Here is an 18,000-nt window from a genome sequence, read left to right as displayed (position 1 = left end):
GGTCACTCCGTCTCGTGGTTGTTCGCTGTTCCCGCGACCATGAGCTGACCGAGCGCCAACCCTCCGTCGTTCGGGGGGACGTCGCCGTGCCGCAGGACCGTGAAGCCGGCCGCGGCCAGCCGCGCGGTGCACTCCTGTTCCAGCAGGCCGTTGGCGAAGACACCTCCGGTGAGGGCGACCGTGGTCAGTCCGGTCTCGGCGCGGGCGCGGTCACAGACCCCGGCGACGGCCGCGGCGACGCCTCGGTGGAAGCGGGCGGCGAGGACCGGTGCGGGGGTGCCGCGCCGCTGGTCCTCCAGGAGTGCGCGCAGCATGGGCGTCGGGTCGATCTCCCGCTGCCGGTCGAACCCGAAGGGGTACGCCGTCCGGTCGGCGTCCCGGGCCTCGGTCGCCACCGCCTCCAGTTCCAGCGCGGCCTGCGCCTCGTAGCCCGCCCGGTGGCAGACACCGGCCAGGGAGGACACCGCGTCGAACAGGCGGCCCATGCTGGACGTCGGCACACACGCCGCCTGCCGGTCCAACTGCCGCCGCAACACGGCGCGTTCGACGTCCGAGCAGGCCCGCGCGCTCGCCAGATCCGGTTCCCACGCCACGCCCGCCGCCCACAGCCGGGCCAGCGCCAGCCGGCACGGGTTGGCCACGCCGGCGTCGCCGCCGGGCAGCGGTGCGGGGCTGAGGTGGGCGTAGCGCCGGTAGCCGGTGTAGTCGGCGAGCAGGATCTCGCCGCCCCACACCGTGCCGTCGTCGCCGTACCCGGTGCCGTCGAAGGCGACGCCGATCACCCGGGTCGTGCCGTCCAGGCCGTGCTCGGCCATCGCGGAGGCGATGTGGGCGTGGTGGTGCTGGACCAGACGCAGGGAGCCGTCCGGCAGCCGGGAGGCGCGGCGGCGGGCCCGGCGGGCCGAGTGGTAGCCGGGGTGCCGGTCGGCGGCGACGAGGGCCGGGGTGACTCCGGTCAGGACGGCCAGGTGCCGCTCGGCGCGCTCGGCGGCCTCCAGGGCGGCCAGTTCGCCCATGTCACCGATGTGCGGCCCGAACCAGGCGTGGTCGCCCTCGCCCAGGCACAGGACGTTCTTCAGGTCGCCGCCGACCGCGAGGACGGGCCGTACCGGCACCGGGAGCCGCACGGGGCGGGGGACGTAGCCGCGGGAGCGCCGCAGGACCTGTTCGGTGCCGTCGGGGCGGACCCGGAGCAGGGAGTCGTCGCAGGGCGAGGCGATGGGCCGGTCGTGGGCGAGCCAGGCGTCGGCCAGTCCGGCGAGCCGGGTCAGCGCCTCGGCGTCGTCGGTGACGATGGGTTCGCCGGAGCGGTTGCCGCTCGTCATGACCAGGACCCGGGGGCCGGGCGGGTCGCCGGGCAGCCCGAACAGCAGGGTGTGCACGGGCGTGTAGGGCAGCATCACGCCCACGTGCGGGCTGCCCGGGCAGACCTGGTCGGCGAGGCGCAGGCCGTCGGCCGGGGTGCGCCGGCGGAGCAGGACGATGGGGCGCCGGGCGCTGGTCAGCGCGGCCCGTTCGGCGCTGGAGAGGACCGCGAGCCGCTCGGCGGTGCCGAGGTCGGCGCACATCACCGCGAAGGCCTTGCCACCCCGTTCCTTGCGGTCGCGCAGCGCGGCCACGGCCCGGGCGTCAGTGGCGTCGCAGGCCAGGTGGTAGCCGCCGAGGCCCTTGACGGCGACGATCTTCCCGGCGGCCAGCAGTGCCCGCGCCGTCGCCAGGGCGTCCGCGTCCCGGGCCGGGCGGACGCCGAGGCCGTCGGCCGGGACCAGGGTGAGCCGTGGGCCGCAGTCGGGGCAGGCGACCGGCTGGGCGTGGAACCGCCGGTCGGCGGGGTCGCGGTACTCGCGGGCGCAGGACGGACACATGGGGAAGCCGGCCATGGTGGTGGCCACGCGGTCGTACGGCATCCCGGTGGCGATGGTGAAACGCGGGCCGCAGTGGGTGCAGGTGACGAACGGGTGCCGGTGCCGGCGGTCGGCCGGATCGGCCAGTTCGCGCAGGCAGTCGGCGCAGGTGGCGGTGTCGGGCGGGAGCTGGGTGCGGCCGCCGGCCCGCTCGGTGGAGCGGATGGCGAAGGCAGCGGTGTCACCGGTTGCGGGCAGGACCGCGTCCTCGACGGCGGTGACGGTGGCGAGCGGCGGCGGCCGTTCGGCGAGCAGGACGCAGAAGCGGTCCACCTCCGGCGCCGGGCCCTCGATCTCGATGTGCACGCCGTCGCCGGTGTTGCCGACGAACCCGGCCAGGCCGAGTCCGGCGGCGAGGCGGTGCACATACGGCCGGAAGCCGACGCCCTGCACGGTGCCCCGCACGGTGAGAGCGCGTCGCACCGGTCCGGTGACGGGGGCGGTCATGCGACGGGAGCGGACGCGGTGTGGTGGTGGCCGTGCGGATGCGGGGCCAGGGGCGGCCGGTGCGGTACGCCGTCCCGGGCGGCGAGGGCGCGCTCCAGGAGGGTGTCCACTCCGGCGCCGGTGCGGGCACAGGACCGTACGATCTCCACGCCCGGGTTGACCCGGTGCACGTGGGTGCGGAAGGCGGTCTCGTCGAAGCCGGCCGGCTCGGCGAGGTCCGTCTTGGTGATCACCACCAGATGGGCGGAGCCGAAGGCGGTGGGGTACTTCAGCGGTTTGTCCTCGCCCTCGGTGACCGCCATCAGCACCACCCGCAGGGTCTCGCCGAGGTCGTAGGCGGCCGGGCAGACGAGGTTGCCGACGTTCTCCACGAACAGCACCGAGGTGTCCGCCGGCAGCCAGCCGTCCAGCCGGGCGCGCACCTGACGGGCCTCCAGATGGCACAGTCCGCCGGTGAGCAGCTGCTGGACCGGGGCACCGGAACGGGCCAGGCGTTCCGCGTCGTTCTCGGTGGCCAGGTCGGCGGTCAGCGCGGCCACCGGCACCCCCTGCCCGACGGCGCGGGCCAGGACCTCGCCGAGGAGTTCGGTCTTGCCGCTGCCGGGGCTGGACAGCAGGTTGACGACGGTCACGCCCCGTCGGGCGAGGTCGCCGCGCAGGTCTGCGGCCAGGTCGTCGTTCTTCGCCAGGACGGCCTGCTTGACGTCGGACCGGCACATGGGCGCTGCTCCTCGGGGGTACGGCGGTGGAGCCCGGGCCGCGTCCCTGCGGCCCGGGCTCCACCGATCTTCCGCTCAGCCGGCCGCTGTGCCGGGCAGCGCAGCCGGGTGCGGGGGCCCGGATTCCACCGGGCGGCCCAACGGGGGCGGGGGCGCCGCGGGGTCGGCGAGCAGGGCCGGGACCAGGGTGTGCAGCGCGTCGACGGCCCGGGGGACGGCTTCCCGGACCGGTGTGCTGAGCCCGGGCAGCAGGTCCTCGTCGGCGGCCGGCAGCACCTGCGGCTCGCAGGCCAGCACGAGGACGCGGGGCAGCGGCTCCTCGCCGAGGTGCGCGGCCAGGGCCAGCACCTTCGCCGGGTCCATGCCGTGGGCCTCGGGGACGACCGTGCCGTCGGGCGGTTCGGCCTCGATCAGCGAGAGGGTGCCGGGGCGGTGGCCGCGCCGCGCGGTGTCGACCAGGACGGCGGTGGCGCAGCCGTCCAGCAGGGCGTAGGCGAGGTCCATGCCCCGGATGCCGTAGTCGTGCACCCGCACCTGGGGCGGCAGCGGGCGTTCGCCGAGCGCGCGGATCACCTCGGGGCCGAAGGCATCGTCGGCGAGGAAGATGTTACCGACGCCCGCCACCAGCAGGCGCGGCGTCACCGGACGTCTCCGGCGGGCGCGGCCAGGGGCCTGGGGGAGCCGGACGGGGTCTTGCGTACGAAGGCCGAGCGCAGCTCGTGGTAGGGGGCCCGCGGGTCGAAGAAGATGGCGTGCATACGGGCCAGTTCGGCCGCGCGGTACTGCGCGAGGGGGCGTTCGCGTTCGTCGGCGGCACGGGCGGCGGCCTTGGCGGCGATCCGCTCGTCCAGGCGGGGGTCCGCGGCGAGTTCGGCCGCCAGTCGTTCGGCCTCGGCCGGGAAGCCGGCGGGTGTGGCCGGTACCAGCCGGTCCACGAGCCCGAGCCGCTCGGCGCGGGCGGCGCTGACCGGCAGGGCGTCGCCGGTCAGCCGGCGGGCCTGCGCCGCCCCGGCGCGGCGCGGCAGGCTGTACGTCCAGAACTCCGAGCCGTACAGGCCCATGCGCCGGTAGTGCGGGTTGAGGACGGTGCCGGTACGGCACCACACCTGGTCGGCGGCGAGGGCGAGCATGGCGCCGCCGGCCGCCGCGTTGCCGGCGAGTGCGGCCACGACCAGCCGGTCGGTGGTGTGCAGCACCGCCTCGACCAGGTCGTCCATGGCGTTCAGGTTGGTCCACGACTCCTGGGCCGGGTCGGGGGCCGCCTCGATGACGTTCAGGTGGATGCCGTTGGAGAAGAAGTCGCGGGACCCGCCGAGCACGAGGACCCGGGTGGGCCGGGCGAGTGCGTACGCGTAGGCGGCCAGCAGGCGGCGGCACTGGTCGGTGCTCATGGCGCCGCCCGGGAAGGAGAAGCCGAGGAAGCCGGTGTCGCCGCGCTGCCGGTAGCGGATGTCCGTCCAGGTGCTCCGGCCGGGCGGCAGTTCCAGCGGGGCGGCGGCTTCCGGGAGCTTGAGGGAAGGTTCCCACGCGGCGAGCACGGAGGCGGCCGGGCGGCGGAAGGGCGCGGGGTCACCGGAGTTCTTGCGGGGGCGCAGCTCGGGGATCCAGACGGCGCCGTCGCGGGTGGCCCGGCAGACGGCGCCCGTCCGCTGGGCCAGGAGTGCGCCGGGACGGCCGCGCAGCTGGTCCTCGGGGTGCCCGCCGTGCAGGAACACCTCGTGGCCGAGGAGTTCGTCCAGGACACCCGGCTGTGAGTCGGCGCCGCGGAGTTTACGCAGGACCGTTTCGGTGTCGTCCCGCTCCCAGTCGATGCGGCGCCGCTCCTGCCGGAAGGCGTCGCGCCAGACCACGCGGACCGAGTCGTCGGTCTGCGGCTGGGGCTTGCAGGAGCCCTCGGCGTACCGGCGGACGGCGGTGAGGACGGCGGTGACGGCGGCGTCGGAGGCCTCGTTGCGGTACAGGTCGCTCTTGCCGACGGGCGCCACCGCGAACGGCTCCGCCGCCCAGATCGCGCCCGCGTCCATCGCCGCCTCGGCCTGCAGGACCGTCACCCCCCAGTGCGTCGCGCCCTCGGCGACGGCCCAGTCCAGTGAGGACGGGCCGCGGTCACCGGGCGGCCCGGGATGCACGATCAGGCAGGTGTGGTCCCGCCACACGTCCTCGGGCAGGGCGGTCCTGAGCATCGGCGCGATGACCAGCTCCGGCCGCAGCTCACGCACGGCGGCCCGGACCGGGTCGGCGCCCTGTGCCGCGAGGACGACGTCCACGCGGTGCCCCAGGTCCGACAGTTCGGCGTACACACGCTGGGAGAGGCTGTTGAACGCGCTGGCGACCAGCAAAATGTCCATGACACGGCATGGTCGTCCCTGGCCGGGGTGCCGTGAAGAACCGGCGCGCGGTTTTGTCCCTCTGTGTCAGGTCTCTTCCTCCATACGGATCGCATGGCGCAGATCCTCGAAGGCCTGGCTGCGGTCGTCGGAGTGGGACTCCAACAGGGCCCCGGCGATCGCGTCGAGCTTGCGCTGGATCGCGTGCTCGGCGCGCATCTCGGCGTTCTTCAGCAGCGCCAGGAGCAGCAGGGTGACCGCCGTCATCGACTCACCCGCGAGCAGCAGCAGTTCGATCCGCAGATGCGCGAGGTGCGCGGCGACGAAGAAGCCGACGAGCAGCAGACAGAAGAGGAAGAACACCGGGGAGCTGGTGAAGTTGGAGGCGTACTCCGCGAACTGCTCGAACCGGCCGCGGCGCTCCCCGCCGCGGTGCACGGGATTCTTGAAGGTCATGACCGGGTCTTCCCCGTCGGCCGGCACCACCGGCTCACCGGCCGCCGGCCGTTCACACAGCAGCCCGGCCCCGGTTCGGCGTGCCGGTGTCCGGGCCCACCGCCCCCTTGGCGCAGGAGCGGCGCGGTACGGCCGAGGGCGAGCGCCCGGGCGGGACCGAGCCGGGGGCGGCCGGGAGGGTCGTGGGCGCCGCCGGGCGCCGCTGCCTCGTCACCTTGCGCGCGCATCGCGTTCTCCTGCCTGCCGTCGCTCGGGACCGGCCGCCGTCGGCGAACGACCCATGGATCAGCTCCGCAGTACCCCTGCGGGGGCGTGCGACACGGGCGCCGGTCGGGCTGGGCGGGAGGCGTTCGGGGCGGCAGTGCGGACGGGTGCGACCGAGCGTTCAGGCGGCGAGGGCGCGGCCCGGTCCGAGACGGTCCAGGAGCTGGTCGAGGTGCAGCTCGGCCACGGGGGCGAGGAGGTCGGGGTGGCGCAGCAGCGCGGCGGCGCGCCGGTCACCGTCGTCGGGCGCGAGCAGCCGCCGGAACTCCGCCGGGGTGCCCGAGGTGTGCTCGCCGTCGGCGAGTGCGGCGACGGCCGTTCCGGCCAGCTCGGGGTCGGTGAGCAGGCCGGCCGCCCAGCTGGCGACGACCTCGTCGACCCAGGTGCGCCAGGCCCGGTCGTCCGCGGGGCCCTCCTCGCCGTCACGCTCGGTGCCGCTGATCCAGTCGAGCCGCGCGGCGCCGCCGGGACCGGCCATGGTGACCAGGGCCGCGTCCATCTCGGTGGGGTAGCGCAGCCACGCGGCGACGGTCACGGCCTGCCGGGCCTGCGCCTCGCACAGGGCGGAGGCCAGCGCGCCGCCGCTGGGCGGATAGGAGACCGTCAGCCAGCGCGCCGTCGCGGCGATGAGGGGGGACAGATCAGTGAGCACAGCCGGGCCGTCCGAGGGGCGATGGGGAACAGGGGCTCGACGCAACGGTAGCCCGGTACCAGGCGCGAGAGGGAGACGTTGCGAACCAGGTCATATGTGGCATCGCCCACGTCGTACCGGCATCGCCGTCTCACGGGGGGCGCCGTTCCGGCGCGTGTCGCCGCCTCGGCCCGGGGAACTCGGGGCGGGGCCCGGTGCGGGCCGGGTGCGCGCCCCGGGCAGGTATGGGAGGTCTCATGACGACGGACGCCGCGCGGTACGACGACCAGGGCGACGTCCCGCTCGCCGGGTACGCCGCTCTCGCCTCCGTCTTCACGGCGGGCGCCGGCGCGTTCGCGGTGCTGGCCAGGCACCGGGGTGTCCGGCTGCCGCGCGAGGTGCCGCCGTGGGACGTGGTCCTGATGGGCGCGGGGGCGTACAAGGCGTCCAGGCTGCTGACCCGGGACAAGATCACGAGCTTTCTGCGGGCGCCCTTCACCCGCCGCACGGACGCGGGCGAGGCCGGCGAGGTCGTCGACGAACCGCGGGGGCACGGTGTCCGGCGAGCCGTCGGAGACCTGCTGTCCTGCCCCTTCTGCACCTCGGCCTGGGCCGCCGGCACCCTGGTGTGCTCGTACGCCGCGGCACCCCGGCTCACCCGCCTGGTCTGCGCAGGCCTCGGCGCGCTGACGGTCTCGGACTGGCTGCAGTACGCCTGGACGTGGACACAGCAGGCGGAGCAGACGGAAGGAAGCTGAGCGGACCGGGCGACTGCGGACCGTGGAGCTCAGCGGACCCCCCGCTCCAGCCGAGGCGACCCGGGCCCCGCGCAGGCCCGGCCACCCCTGCCATGCCGAGCGGACCCCAGCCGGGCAGGCCTGGTCACCGCTGCTGAGCCCGGTGGGCCGAGGGGCCGGTTCCGCCGGGTGGCCGTCGTACCCCCTGTTCGTCTATTCGTCGTCCGCCGCGGCGCTCACCTCGACGTCGAGCACCCCCGCGTCCTGGAACAGCTCCGACGCCAGCCCAGACGAGTCCCCGGTGCCCTCCAGCTCCAGCAGCACCCGGGCCGCGTCGTCCGCGCGGCCGGGCAGCCGTTCCACCTTGACCTGCACGATCCGGAAGCCGCTGCGGGTGCAGGTCTCCATCAGGCGAGGCAGCAGTGCCGCCCCGGTCCGGTAGGTAAGGCGCGCCTCGAAGGTGCCGGCGGCCGTGGCGGGGATCAGACGGGACGTCATGAGCGGATAGCCCCGCACCACCAGGAAGTGCAGGGCGGTCACCGCGAGCGCGAGGATGGGCAGCCCGCCGCCGCAGGCCATACCCACCGCGCAGGTCAGCCAGACGGTGGCGGCCGTCGTCAGGCCCCGTACGGCGTCGCGCCGGACGAAGATCAGGCCCCCGCCGATGAAGCCGATGCCGGACACGATCTGCGCCGCGACGCGGGAGGGGTCGAAGGAGACGTTCTGCAGCCCGAGCACCGCCGTGAACCCGTGCTGGGACACCTCCATCATCAGCGCGCTCGCGATGCCGACCAGCGTGTGGGTGCGCAGCCCGGCGCTTTTCTGCTGTGCCGCCCGCTCCCAGCCGATCAGGCTGGACAGCAGCAGTGCCAGTCCCAGCTCGGCCAGCTGTCGCAGCCCCTGGCCGTTGTGCACGTCCCACAACGGCGCCGCAAGCCCCGCTCCCGCCATGAACACCTCACATCCCGGTCCGCCGGCGTCCGCTTGTCCGATGGTCCGCTGCCGACGCCTACCCCGCGACGGCACCGTGACTCCACCGGCGGCGACCGGCCGCGACCGGGTACGCGGCCGCGGCATCCGGGTACTCGGCCCGCGCAGGCACGCGGCCGGGTCGAGGCGCGTGGCCTCACCCGCGGCGAGGGACCCACGGCGAGGGACACACCAGACCGTCACGACTTCGTGAGGAAGGATGCGACCTCATGCGGCACGACGAGATGATCGGAAAGGTGCAGGAGCTGGCCCACCTGCCGGACCGGGGTTCGGCCGAACGGGCAGCGCACGCTGTCGTCAGCACGCTCTCGGAGCGGCTGCCGTCCGGACTGGCCCGGCATGTGGCCGCCCAGTTGCCGCCCGACATGGCGACGGCGATGCGGGAGGCGGCCGACGCATCGGCCACCTCCGACGCCGGCACGGCGGGCGAGCGGTTCGGGCTGACCGTCTTCGCCGGGCGCATCGCCGACCGGGCGGGCACCGACGAGGACACGGCCCTGCGGGAGGCCGCCGCCGTCATGGAGGTGCTCGACGCCGCGCTCGCCCCGGAGCTGACCGAGCGGATGGCCGGCGCGTTGCCCGCGGACATCCGCGACCTGCTGCCGGTGGGCCGGGCCACCGAGGGCGCCGAGAGCACCGGCCCCTGGAGCCAGGAGGGTTGACACCGGGGCGCCCGCGCGACACGGACCGGCCGGCCCGGCAGCGGCGCACGGATGTACGGGCCGCGCGGCACGGCCCGTGCGACATGACGGTGTCCCGGGTTGCTGGTTCAATCTGTGTGCCGGCGCCCGCCGAGGGCAGACGTAGCAGTGACGCCCCCACCTCGCAAAGGTGCTCCATGGCCTTCTTCACCCTCTCCCGGCACCAGCCGCTGGTCCTGCTCTCGTCCACCGACCTGGCAGCGGAGTACGACCGGCTGATGACCGAGAACCAGCAGTTGCGGCGTGCCGTGTCCTCACACGCGGTGATCGACCAGGCCGTCGGAGCCGTCGTCGTGCTCGGGCGGATCGCCCCGGAAGAGGCCTGGCGAGCGCTGCGGGACGTCTCCCAGCGCACCAACACCAAGCTGCGGGCGGTCGCCGAGCACATCCTGGAGTACGTCCAGGGCGGGACGCTCCCCGGACCGGAGCGGGTCGAACTCGGGCGGGCGATCGCGCGCTACCGGCGGTGCGCCGGCCTGGCCGAGGATCCGGCGACGGATCAGTGACGGTCCGCCTTCGTACGGCGAAGCCGGCGGTGCCTGCTGTGGCGGGCGGCCGGCGGCCGCAGGATCCATCGGTCCTCGACCTGGTCGAGCCCGTACAGCAGGACGCTGAGGACGGGGAGCAGCAGTAGGGCGATGATGATCACTGGCGCATCCCTCTCTGCCGGCGACACCTGCCGAGTGCCCCGCCCGCTCCCGGCACACCCCCAGCGGCTGTGAAGGTCCTGTGACCGCTCTCCGTCTGCGCCGGTCGTCGACGTGACCGGCCGCCCCTGGACCACCGCGTCCGCGGCGGGGCCGCGTGAGCGCGCTTCGTCGTAGCCCTGCGCGCCCACCAGGTGCTGCACGGCCCGGTCCGCGTCGAAACGTCGCCATCCGGGGAACGTCGCGGGCGGCGCATTCCGCGCGCCCCGCCCGCGACGTGCGCTTACGGTGCTGTACATATGACCGACCGTCATCAGGGATGACGGAGAGGAGTCGGAATCGGTGGTGGGCGATGCGCGTCGGCGGGCGGCCGGACCGGGCGGCCGGCGCCGGGGGAGGCAGGTGCTGGGCAGCCGGCCGGCGTACTCCGTGCGCATCCCGGCCGGCCTGCGGCCCGAGACCGTGCCGGTACCGGTGCCGGTGCCCGTGCCGGTGGCCGAGCGGACGGTGCCGTGGCTGCGGGTCGGCGCGGCCTACGCCTGGCGCCTCATCCTCGTCGGGATCGCCGTCTACGGCGTCTTCAGCATCCTCGGCAGCTTCCAGCTCATCGCCGTCGCCCTCTTCCTCGCGCTGGTCGTGACCTCCGTCCTGCGCCCGCTGACGGACCTGCTCGGCCGGATCCTGCCGCGGTCGCTGGCCGTCGCCATGGCGCTGCTGGGCAGTGTGCTGCTCCTGCTCGGACTGCTCGCCCTGGTGGGCAACGCCGTGGCGGGCGAGTCGGCCCGGCTGGCGGGCGAGTTCCGGGGCGGGGTGCACCGTATCGAGGAGTGGTTGCAACGGCCGCCGTTCCGGCTGAGTCCCGGGCGGCTGTCCGAGCTGGAGAACCAGGTGACGCATTACTTCTCCGCGCACCGCTCCAGCCTGCTCAGCCAAGCCGTCAGCGGGCTGAGCCGGGTGGTCGAGCTGGTCACCGGGGCCGCGCTGGCGCTGTTCGCCTCGGTGTTCTTCATCTACTCCGGTGAACGCCTGTGGGGGTGGATCCGCGACCAGTTGTTGCCGAGCGGCGCCCGTCCGGCGTGGGACCGGGCGGGGCACGCGGCGTGGCGGGCCTTCGCCGGGTACACGCGCGGCATCATCATCGTGGCCGCCACCAATGCCGTACTGGTCGGTGTCGCGCTGCTGGCGCTGCGGGTGCCGCTGGCGCTGCCGCTGACGCTGCTGGAGTTCTTCGCCGCGTTCGTGCCGCTGGTGGGCTCCCCCGTCGCGCTCGGCGTCGCCACGGTCGTCGCGCTGGCCGGACGCGGGCCGATCACCGCGCTGGCCGTGCTGGCACTGATCGTCGTCATCGGCCAGCTGGAGGGGCATGTGCTGCATCCGGTGGTGATGAGCTGGGCGGTACGGCTGCATCCGCTCGTCGTCGCGGTGTCGGTGATCGCCGGCAGCATCATCGCGGGGGTGATCGGCGCGGTGGTGGCCGTACCGCTGGTCTCTGTCGTCTGGGCGGTGCTGCGCGCCCTGCGCACGGTGCCACCCTGACGAACGGACGGCTGCCGTCCCCCGGCGTCCACCGCCGCGCCCGTCCAGGCAGGCGGCGCAGCCGTACCGCTCAGCGCAGAGCCGCCGCCACGAGCCCGCGTACCTCCTCCTCGCAGACGCTTCCGCCGTTCACCAGGCGATCGAAGACCAGGCCGTCCACGCAGGTCAGCAGCGTCACCGTGCGTGCGTCCGGGTCCGCCACGCCCTGGGCGGCGAGAAACTCGCACACCGCCTGCCGAGCCTGGTTCTCGCGCGGCACCAGGATCTCGCGCAGTTCGGGGTGCCGCGCGCTCTCGACGGCACAGGCGTATCGCGCCAGAGAGCGCATACGGCCCTCCCCGGTGAGCCGCACTGCGGCGAACCCCACGATTCCGGTGACCAGTTCGGCGGCGGTGCGCGGGACCGGCACCCTGGCCCCGATCTCCCGCAGCTCGGCCTGGTCGAGTTCCACCAGGCGCCGGACCAGTGCGGTGAGCAGGGCCTGGCGGGTGCGGTAGTACGCGGACGTGGTACCGGCGGGCAGCCGCGCCGCCCGGTCCACGGCGCGGTGCGTCAGCCCCCGCATCCCGGTGTCGGCGAGCACGGCGATGGCCGCGTCGGCGAGGACTGTACGTCGGTCGGTCGGCATCCTCTCTTTCTACACCCCGCCTCTACACCTGTAGAAAGCCCGCAGTAGGGTCTTCTACATCTGTAGAAGACCCTACTAGCGGCCACTTCTGCGGAGGACCGATGCGAACCGAGATCGAAGGGGGCCGGCGTGGGCGGTACGGCAGTGGTGGTCGGGGGCGGCATAGGCGGGCTGGCGACGGCGATCGGACTGCGCCGGATCGGCTGGGACGTCCGGGTGGTGGAGCGGGCCGCCACCCTGGCCGACGCGGGCGCGGGCATCTCGCTGCATGCCAACGGACTGCGCGCCCTGGACGCGCTCGGCGTCGGCGCGGCCGTACGCGCGGCGGCCCGTCCGCAGTACACCGGCGGCACCCGCACCCCGGCGGGCGGCTGGCTGGCCCGGATGGACGGCGCCGCCCTCGAACGCGCGCTGGGCACGCCGATCGTCGGCATCCGGCGCGCGGTCCTGCACCGTCTGCTGCGCGCGGCCCTGCCGGCCGAGTGCCTGCACACCGGTGTCACCGTGCCCACGCTGGACCGCTCGGCCCCCGACCGCGTGGGGGTTCCGGTCGGGGACGCCGTCCTGGACGCCGACCTGGTCGTCGCGGCCGACGGGGTGGGCAGCCGGCTGCGCGGACTGCTGTTTCCCGGCCATCCCGGTCCGGTCTACGCCGGCTCCACGGTGCTGCGGGCCGTCACCGACCGGGTGCTGGAGCTGAGCGGCGACTTCGAGCTGACCTGGGGCGGGGGCGCGGAGTTCGGCCACATCGCCTTCGCCGACGGCCGGGCCGAGTGGCATGCGGTGGTCACCGCTGCGGCCGGTGTCCGGCACGACGATCCGCTCGGCATGCTGCGCCGGCGCTTCGGCGGCTGGCACGATCCGGTCCCGGCACTCCTGGACGCGACCCGGCCAAAGGACGTGCTCCACCACGACATCCACGAGCTGGCCACGCCGTTGCGGTCGTTCGTCGCGGGCCGGGTGGCGCTCCTCGGGGACGCCGCGCACGCCATGACGCCGAATCTCGGCCAGGGCGCCTGCCAGGCGCTGGAGGACGCGGTCACGCTGGCCGCGGCCGTCGCCACCGAGCCCTCGGTGGGCTCGGCGCTGGCCCGCTACGACGCCGAGCGCCGCCCGCGCTCGCAGGCGGTCGCCCGCGCCGCCCGGCAGGCCGGCCGGATGGGTCAGCGGCTGTCCCATCCGCTCGCCGTGACCTTGCGCAACACCGCGCTGCGGCTCGCGCCGTCGGGGGCGACGACCCGGGCGATCCTGCGGCACGCCGACTGGACGCCGCCCAGCCTGGGGTGACCTGCCCACCGGGATCCGGCGCTCGTCGGCCACCGCGTCCCGGTGCCCCGCCCCGCCACGCCTCACCGGACCACACCCGCCGCAGCGAACGACCGGAGCCGATCCCGCCGGCCGTCGGCCCAGCGCGCGTCACCCGGCGCACGGTGCGCCCCGTCCCCCCACGCCCCACCAGACCACGGCCGAGACCGATCCCTGCCACGCCCCGTCAGACCACACCCGCCGCACCAAACGACCGGAGCCGATCCCGCCGGCCAAGGCTCCAGCGCGCGTCACCCGACGCCCCCCGCGCCCCCACCCGCCACGCCAGACGACCAGAGCCGGTCCCACCGACCGCAGGCAGCAGCGCTCGTCACCCGACGCGCTCCACGCCCCGACCCTCCCACGCCCCCCAGACCACACCCGCCACGCCGGACGGCCGGAGCCGATCCCCCCGGCCAGGGCTCCAGCGCTCGTCACCGACCCTCCCACACCCGGCTCCAGCGTTCATCGGCCGACGCGCTCCACTCCCCAGCCTTGCCACGGCTCGCCGGACCGCGGCCGCTGGGCCGGTGACGGGGGCCGATGGTGACGCCGCGGGTGTCGCGGAGACCCGGCGGCGGTTGCTCCGGCGCCCGGGCGGCCGGACCCGTGTGCGAGGCGTACGGCCGGCATGGGGCGGTGTCCGGGTGGCACCCGGGCGTCATGCGTGGCATGCGAGTGACGTGGCAGGCGCTGTGGTGTGAGGTGACGGCCGCGGCGCGCGGTGCGGCACGGGCCTGGGCGGGGCCGTGCCGGGAGCGGGACCTCGCCGTCCAGGCGGTCAAGGCGGCCCTGGCCGCGTGGCTGGCCTGGGCGGTGGCGGGCTGGTGGCTGCACGCGCCGGTGGCGTTCGTCGCGCCGTGGGTGGCGGTGGTCCTGGTGGAGTCCACCGTGTACCGGTCGATCGCGCACGGGCTGCAGCAGCTCTCGGCGATCGCGGCCGGCACGATCGTGGCCACCGCGATCGCGCTGCCGCTGCACGACACCGTGGCCGCGATGGCCGTCGTCCTGCCGCTCGCGCTGCTGCTCGGGCAGTGGCGGGGCCTGGGCAGCCAGGGCATCTACGCCGCCACCGGGGCCCTGTTCGTGCTCACCAACGGGTCCGTCACCGTCGCCACCTCCGCTGCCCGGCTCGCCGAGGCCCTGTTCGGAGCCGTGGTCGGCATCACGGTCAACGCCCTGGTCCGGCCACCGCTGTATCTGCGGGACAGCCGGGCCGTCCTCAGGGACGCGGCCGAAGAGGCCCACGCCATCCTGCGGGCCGTGGCGGAGGGGCTGACCGAGGGGCGCTGGGGCGCCGAGGAGGCCGGCGCCTGGCACGAGCGTGCCCTGCGGCTGCACCGGCTCGTGGAGCAGGCCCGCTCGGCGCTCGCATGGAGCCGGGAGAGCCTGCGCGGCAACCTGCGCCGCCGGCACCGACGTGCCGAGCCGCCGCCCGGCCAGGGGTACGACGACGCGATCGTGGTGCTGGACTACGCGGCCGTGCACACGGCGGGCGTGACCCGCACGGTGCTGGAGGCCGCCGCGCAGGACCGCCCGGCACCCCGTCCACACCCGAACTCGCCTGCCGCTACGCCGAGTTCCTGTGCCGCACCGCACACGCGCTGCGGCTCTACAGCCACAGCCGGTTCGGCCACGAAACATGCGAGGACGAACTGGGCACGGCCGTCGCGCGGTTGCGCGAGACGCTGGAGGAGCTGCGCCGCGACCTGGTCCGCGCCACGACGGACGACCCCGACGAGGTCGCCACCTACGGCGCGCTGCTCGCCCAGGCCCATCGGCTCGCCGACCAGCTGGCCGTCTCGGGCACCTGACCGTGGGCGGTCACCGATCGGCGCCGCCGTTCGCCCGCGCCCGCGGATGCGACGCGGGCCGCACGGACCTCGCACTCGCGGCGAACTCCGGCGCCTACAACGCCGGCATCGCCGCCGGCGCCGCACTCGGAGGACTGATCCTGCCGCCGGCCGGCGTGCGGGGCGCCTTCCTCGCCGGAGGGCTGCTGACCACGGCGGCGTGCGCGGTGCTCCTCGGTGGCAGTCCGAGGCGTCACGGCCGGCGTCACGCCCGGCCGTGCGCCACCAGGGCCGCGTGCGGCAACACCAGTACGCCGTCCGGACGGACGAACTCGGCACACAACGACTCGAAGTGATCCCTGATCTCCGCGATGACCACCGGGGACTGACTCGTGACGACCTGCCCGATCGTCGCCACTCCGGCGGCGGGCCCGCTCCACCACTCCTGCGGAGTCGTCAGATGGTCCCAGACCAGGGTGTCGCAGGAGACCTTCGTCAGGCCCGCCTCGCTCAGCAGCGCGGCAAAGCCCTCTTCCGTGCGCGGGAAGTCCTCCTCGGGGGCAAGGGCCGGCAGGTGCGCGGGACGGCTGACGCCCGCCGCCTGGACCGCCCTGCCCAGCAGCGCCTGCCCGGCAGTCGCGGGTACCGGCCAGACGGTGACCGCTGTCCGTCCGCCAGGACGCGTCACCCGGCGCAGCTCCCTCAGGGCTTCCCGAGGCCGTCCGACGTGATTCAGAACGAAGTTGCCGACCACGGCGTCGAATTCACCGTCGGCGAAGGGAAGTCGGGGCAGGGTGGCCAGTCGTACGTCGGCGTCCGGGGCCGTCCGCGCGGCCCGGACGACCATGCCCGGTTCGGCGTCCACCGCCGCCACCTTCGCGCCCCGCTCACACGCGGCCGCGGCGACGCTGCCCGTGCCCGTCCCCACATCGAGGACCCGTACACCCTCGCGCACCCCTGCGGCATCGAGGAGCTCCGGCACCGGGTACGCGCAGAGTCCGGCGAAACTCGCGGCGTAGGCCTCGGCCCGCCCGGCCCACGCCCGCCGCTCGGACTCGTCGAACGCCGTCTGTTCCATCCGTCCCCTCCCCCAAAAGCACCACCACAGCGCCACAGCACTGCAGGTCCTGACGCTAACGCATCCCGGTCGCGGCACCCGGATCGCGCCAAGCGGCGTCGGGGGCCGCGGCGCGGCCCGGTTCCCGTACACCGAACAGGGCGGGGCCCACGGTGAGGGTGCCGTCGGTCAGCGGCCTGCAGCGCACGCCCCCGCCGCCGCGCAGCGCACGCTGTGCGCCGGGGCCGAGGGTGGTGTCCATCCAGGCGCAGGGCCGGGCCGCACTGCGCACCGCGAGTTCCACGGGGCCGGCTCCGCAGTCGAGGAAGACGGTCGCACCGACGCAGGCGTCGATGTCGACCCCTCGCAACAGGACGTTGCGCCGGGTGCGCAGCAGGTCGGCAGCGTACGGCTCCCCTTGTGGGAACCGCTCGACGGCCATGAGGGTGATCGAGGCGTTGCGGTGGGCCGGCTGGTTGAAGTACCGGTCCCCGACCAGCCCCAGCCCGGCACGCACTTGGACCGCCGTCACCAGTTCACCGGACGGCAGCTCGGGCGTCCCGTCGCCCGGCCGGCCCGCGAGCCGGTGCACCGGGGAGACCAGCAGCTGGAGGATTTCGACACGCGGCACACACCGAGCCTACGACTGCCCACCGCTCGCTGCGTCCCTCAGCCGGCGCTCCGCATCGCCTCGCCCGGAACCGCGCTCCCCCTGAGCAGCGATCGTCCGCTCGCCCCGGCCACCAGCAGTCCGGCCACCATGACGACCAGGCTCAGGCCCGGCCCGGAGGACCAGTGGACGTGGGAGGCGCGGGCGGCCAGCACGACCGTCACGGCGAGGGCGGTGCCGGGCAGGGACAGCAGGGCGGGGCGCGTGCGGTCCAGGTCGTCCTCGGCGAGAGAGCCGAGGACGCCCACGCCGAGGGCCAGCGCCCAGACGCCGAGTGCCTGCGCGTCCACGCGGTTGGTCCGCCAGGGCACGAACTCCGCCCAGAATCCGGGGCGTACGAGCAGTCCGGTGCCGATGCCCAGCCAGGAGGAGCCGAGCACGGCGAGCGGCGGCTTGGCCCAGCCCGGCAGCGGCGCGGTGCGGGGGGAGGCCGTTGCCGCGGCCGGTCCTGACCGGGCGAGGAACTGTCCCGCCAGGCAGATCGCCGCCGCCACGCACAGCAGGCCGAGGGTGAACAGCCAGCCGAGGCTGAACAGCACGGACACGATCGGGCCGCCGTGGGCGATGTAGAGCCGTCCCGCGTTGAGCAGACTGACCGTGAAGAGACCGGCCAGGACCACGGCGAGGGGCAGCACGAGCGTGCGCGCCTGCTGCCACGTCGTCGCGCGGCCGAGCGCGAAGAGCGCCGGCGCGGTGCCCAGCATCGCGGCCCCGAGCAGTCCGGGGCTGAGCGGATCCGGTGACGGCCACGCCCCGAGGACGTGCCCGGTCAGGGCGACGACGGTGAGGACGGTCCCCACGAACAGATTGATCACCGCGACGGTGACGGCCAGCAGCGCCACGCCGGCCGCGAGGGGGCGGCCGGACGGGGGTCCGGGAAGGGGCTGCCGTACCGGTGAGGTCGCCGCCGATACGGCCGGAGTGGTCGGGTCGGTCGGGACGGTCCGGTCGGTCGAATCGGTCCGGTCGATCGGGTCGACCGGGTCCGTAGATTCGGTCGGGTCGGCCCTGCCGTTCGGGCCGTTCGGGTCAGTCGGGTCGGGCGGGCCGGGCGGGTCAGTCGGGTCGGGCGGTCGGATCATGGCTGAGGTTCCGTTTCCGGGGAAGCGGTGGGCGGTTCCGGGGGCGGGGGCGGGGGCGGGCCGAGTGGACGCTTGGACCCGCCGGTTTCGGGGGCCCGGCGCACCG

17 protein-coding genes and 1 pseudogene are annotated in these 18,000 nt (G+C 75.0%); 6 read left to right on the top strand and 12 right to left on the bottom strand.

What is annotated here, in order from left to right:
• Positions 1–2 precede the first annotated feature (2 nt).
• From hypF to IO33_RS0106575, 6 genes are all read right to left on the bottom strand, one after another.
• Positions 3–2,351 (bottom strand): carbamoyltransferase HypF, encoded by a 2,349-nt coding sequence (gene hypF, locus IO33_RS0106600; RefSeq protein WP_031161262.1) that lies wholly within the window; start codon positions 2,349–2,351, stop codon positions 3–5.
• Entirely contained in the window at positions 2,348–3,070 is a 723-nt protein-coding gene (gene hypB, locus IO33_RS0106595; protein ID WP_031161259.1) for a hydrogenase nickel incorporation protein HypB, read from the bottom strand. The genes hypF and hypB overlap by 4 nt, the downstream gene beginning before the upstream one ends.
• A gap of 75 nt (positions 3,071–3,145) precedes the next feature.
• Positions 3,146–3,712: a hydrogenase maturation protease gene (locus IO33_RS0106590; protein ID WP_031161257.1), complete on the bottom strand. Its 567-nt coding sequence runs from the start codon at positions 3,710–3,712 to the stop codon at positions 3,146–3,148.
• Positions 3,709–5,418, bottom strand: coding sequence for an enoyl-CoA hydratase-related protein (locus tag IO33_RS0106585; protein WP_031161255.1), 1,710 nt, complete (start codon positions 5,416–5,418; stop codon positions 3,709–3,711). Before IO33_RS0106585 ends, IO33_RS0106590 begins: the two co-directional genes overlap by 4 nt.
• Before the next feature lie 66 nt (positions 5,419–5,484).
• On the bottom strand, positions 5,485–5,853 hold the full coding sequence (locus IO33_RS0106580; protein WP_031161253.1) for a hypothetical protein: 369 nt from the start codon (positions 5,851–5,853) through the stop codon (positions 5,485–5,487).
• 385 nt (positions 5,854–6,238) lie between these two features.
• Entirely contained in the window at positions 6,239–6,769 is a 531-nt protein-coding gene (locus IO33_RS0106575) for a hypothetical protein (protein ID WP_031161251.1), read from the bottom strand.
• A gap of 236 nt (positions 6,770–7,005) precedes the next feature.
• Between IO33_RS0106575 and IO33_RS0106570 the strand changes: the two genes are divergently transcribed.
• Complete coding sequence (locus IO33_RS0106570) at positions 7,006–7,506, top strand: DUF1360 domain-containing protein (protein WP_031161249.1); 501 nt, start codon at positions 7,006–7,008, stop codon at positions 7,504–7,506.
• Between the two features lie 192 nt (positions 7,507–7,698).
• On the opposite strand, the gene IO33_RS0106565 is transcribed toward IO33_RS0106570, so the two are convergent.
• Entirely contained in the window at positions 7,699–8,436 is a 738-nt protein-coding gene (locus IO33_RS0106565; RefSeq protein ID WP_031161247.1) for an MgtC/SapB family protein, read from the bottom strand.
• A 248-nt stretch (positions 8,437–8,684) separates the two neighbouring features.
• On the opposite strand from IO33_RS0106565, the gene IO33_RS0106560 reads away from it, so the two are divergent.
• Positions 8,685–9,137 (top strand): DUF2267 domain-containing protein, encoded by a 453-nt coding sequence (locus tag IO33_RS0106560; protein ID WP_031161245.1) that lies wholly within the window; start codon positions 8,685–8,687, stop codon positions 9,135–9,137.
• 176 nt (positions 9,138–9,313) lie between these two features.
• Positions 9,314–9,682: an ANTAR domain-containing protein gene (locus tag IO33_RS43900; protein ID WP_051926479.1), complete on the top strand. Its 369-nt coding sequence runs from the start codon at positions 9,314–9,316 to the stop codon at positions 9,680–9,682.
• On the opposite strand, the gene IO33_RS51075 is transcribed toward IO33_RS43900, so the two are convergent.
• Positions 9,676–9,825 carry a hypothetical protein gene (locus tag IO33_RS51075; protein ID WP_167349437.1) on the bottom strand — a complete coding sequence of 50 codons (150 nt, stop codon included), beginning with the start codon at positions 9,823–9,825 and terminating at the stop codon, positions 9,676–9,678. The genes IO33_RS43900 and IO33_RS51075 overlap by 7 nt on opposite strands.
• 340 nt (positions 9,826–10,165) lie before the next feature.
• On the opposite strand from IO33_RS51075, the gene IO33_RS0106545 reads away from it, so the two are divergent.
• Positions 10,166–11,359, top strand: a complete 1,194-nt coding sequence (locus IO33_RS0106545; RefSeq protein WP_037685002.1) for an AI-2E family transporter — start codon at positions 10,166–10,168, stop codon at positions 11,357–11,359.
• A 70-nt stretch (positions 11,360–11,429) separates the two neighbouring features.
• Here IO33_RS0106545 and IO33_RS0106540 read toward each other — a convergent pair whose 3' ends face one another.
• The gene (locus tag IO33_RS0106540) at positions 11,430–11,987 is read right to left on the bottom strand and encodes a TetR/AcrR family transcriptional regulator (protein WP_031161236.1); all 558 of its coding nucleotides are present in this window, start codon (positions 11,985–11,987) and stop codon (positions 11,430–11,432) included.
• Between the two features lie 129 nt (positions 11,988–12,116).
• On the opposite strand from IO33_RS0106540, the gene IO33_RS0106535 reads away from it, so the two are divergent.
• The gene (locus IO33_RS0106535; protein WP_031161235.1) at positions 12,117–13,274 is read left to right on the top strand and encodes an FAD-dependent monooxygenase; all 1,158 of its coding nucleotides are present in this window, start codon (positions 12,117–12,119) and stop codon (positions 13,272–13,274) included.
• 690 nt (positions 13,275–13,964) lie between these two features.
• A pseudogene (locus tag IO33_RS54055) lies at positions 13,965–15,106 on the top strand (FUSC family protein).
• Positions 15,107–15,350: 244 nt separating this feature from the next.
• Here the strand turns inward: IO33_RS54055 and IO33_RS0106525 are convergent.
• Genes IO33_RS0106525 through IO33_RS0106515 form a run of 3 tightly spaced genes read right to left on the bottom strand, consistent with a single transcriptional unit; the run spans position 15,351 to position 17,894 of the window.
• On the bottom strand, positions 15,351–16,163 hold the full coding sequence (locus IO33_RS0106525; RefSeq protein ID WP_031161233.1) for a class I SAM-dependent methyltransferase: 813 nt from the start codon (positions 16,161–16,163) through the stop codon (positions 15,351–15,353).
• 55 nt (positions 16,164–16,218) lie between these two features.
• Entirely contained in the window at positions 16,219–16,773 is a 555-nt protein-coding gene (locus IO33_RS0106520; protein ID WP_051926477.1) for a hypothetical protein, read from the bottom strand.
• 38 nt (positions 16,774–16,811) lie between these two features.
• A complete protein-coding gene (locus IO33_RS0106515; RefSeq protein ID WP_031161228.1) occupies positions 16,812–17,894 on the bottom strand; it encodes a hypothetical protein in 1,083 nt (360 codons plus the stop codon).
• Positions 17,895–18,000 lie beyond the last annotated feature (106 nt).

The organism is Streptomyces durhamensis (assembly GCF_000725475.1).
Classification (GTDB): domain Bacteria; phylum Actinomycetota; class Actinomycetes; order Streptomycetales; family Streptomycetaceae; genus Streptomyces; species Streptomyces filipinensis.
Note: the sequence above shows the minus strand (reverse complement) of the source record. Positions and strands in the feature narration are given on the sequence as shown.

Excerpts from the sequence above, each read along its gene's own strand:
- IO33_RS0106565 (WP_031161247.1), bottom strand. The coding sequence starts at position 8,436 with ATGGCGGGAGCGGGGCTTGCGGCGCCGTTGTGGGACGTGCACAACGGC.
- IO33_RS0106585 (WP_031161255.1), bottom strand. The coding sequence starts at position 5,418 with ATGGACATTTTGCTGGTCGCCAGCGCGTTCAACAGCCTCTCCCAGCGT.
- IO33_RS0106580 (WP_031161253.1), bottom strand. The coding sequence starts at position 5,853 with ATGACCTTCAAGAATCCCGTGCACCGCGGCGGGGAGCGCCGCGGCCGG.
- IO33_RS0106540 (WP_031161236.1), bottom strand. The coding sequence starts at position 11,987 with ATGCCGACCGACCGACGTACAGTCCTCGCCGACGCGGCCATCGCCGTG.
- hypF (WP_031161262.1), bottom strand. The coding sequence starts at position 2,351 with ATGACCGCCCCCGTCACCGGACCGGTGCGACGCGCTCTCACCGTGCGG.
- IO33_RS0106515 (WP_031161228.1), bottom strand. The coding sequence starts at position 17,894 with ATGATCCGACCGCCCGACCCGACTGACCCGCCCGGCCCGCCCGACCCG.
- hypB (WP_031161259.1), bottom strand. The coding sequence starts at position 3,070 with ATGTGCCGGTCCGACGTCAAGCAGGCCGTCCTGGCGAAGAACGACGAC.
- IO33_RS43900 (WP_051926479.1), top strand. The coding sequence starts at position 9,314 with ATGGCCTTCTTCACCCTCTCCCGGCACCAGCCGCTGGTCCTGCTCTCG.
- IO33_RS0106560 (WP_031161245.1), top strand. The coding sequence starts at position 8,685 with ATGCGGCACGACGAGATGATCGGAAAGGTGCAGGAGCTGGCCCACCTG.
- IO33_RS0106525 (WP_031161233.1), bottom strand. The coding sequence starts at position 16,163 with ATGGAACAGACGGCGTTCGACGAGTCCGAGCGGCGGGCGTGGGCCGGG.
- IO33_RS0106570 (WP_031161249.1), top strand. The coding sequence starts at position 7,006 with ATGACGACGGACGCCGCGCGGTACGACGACCAGGGCGACGTCCCGCTC.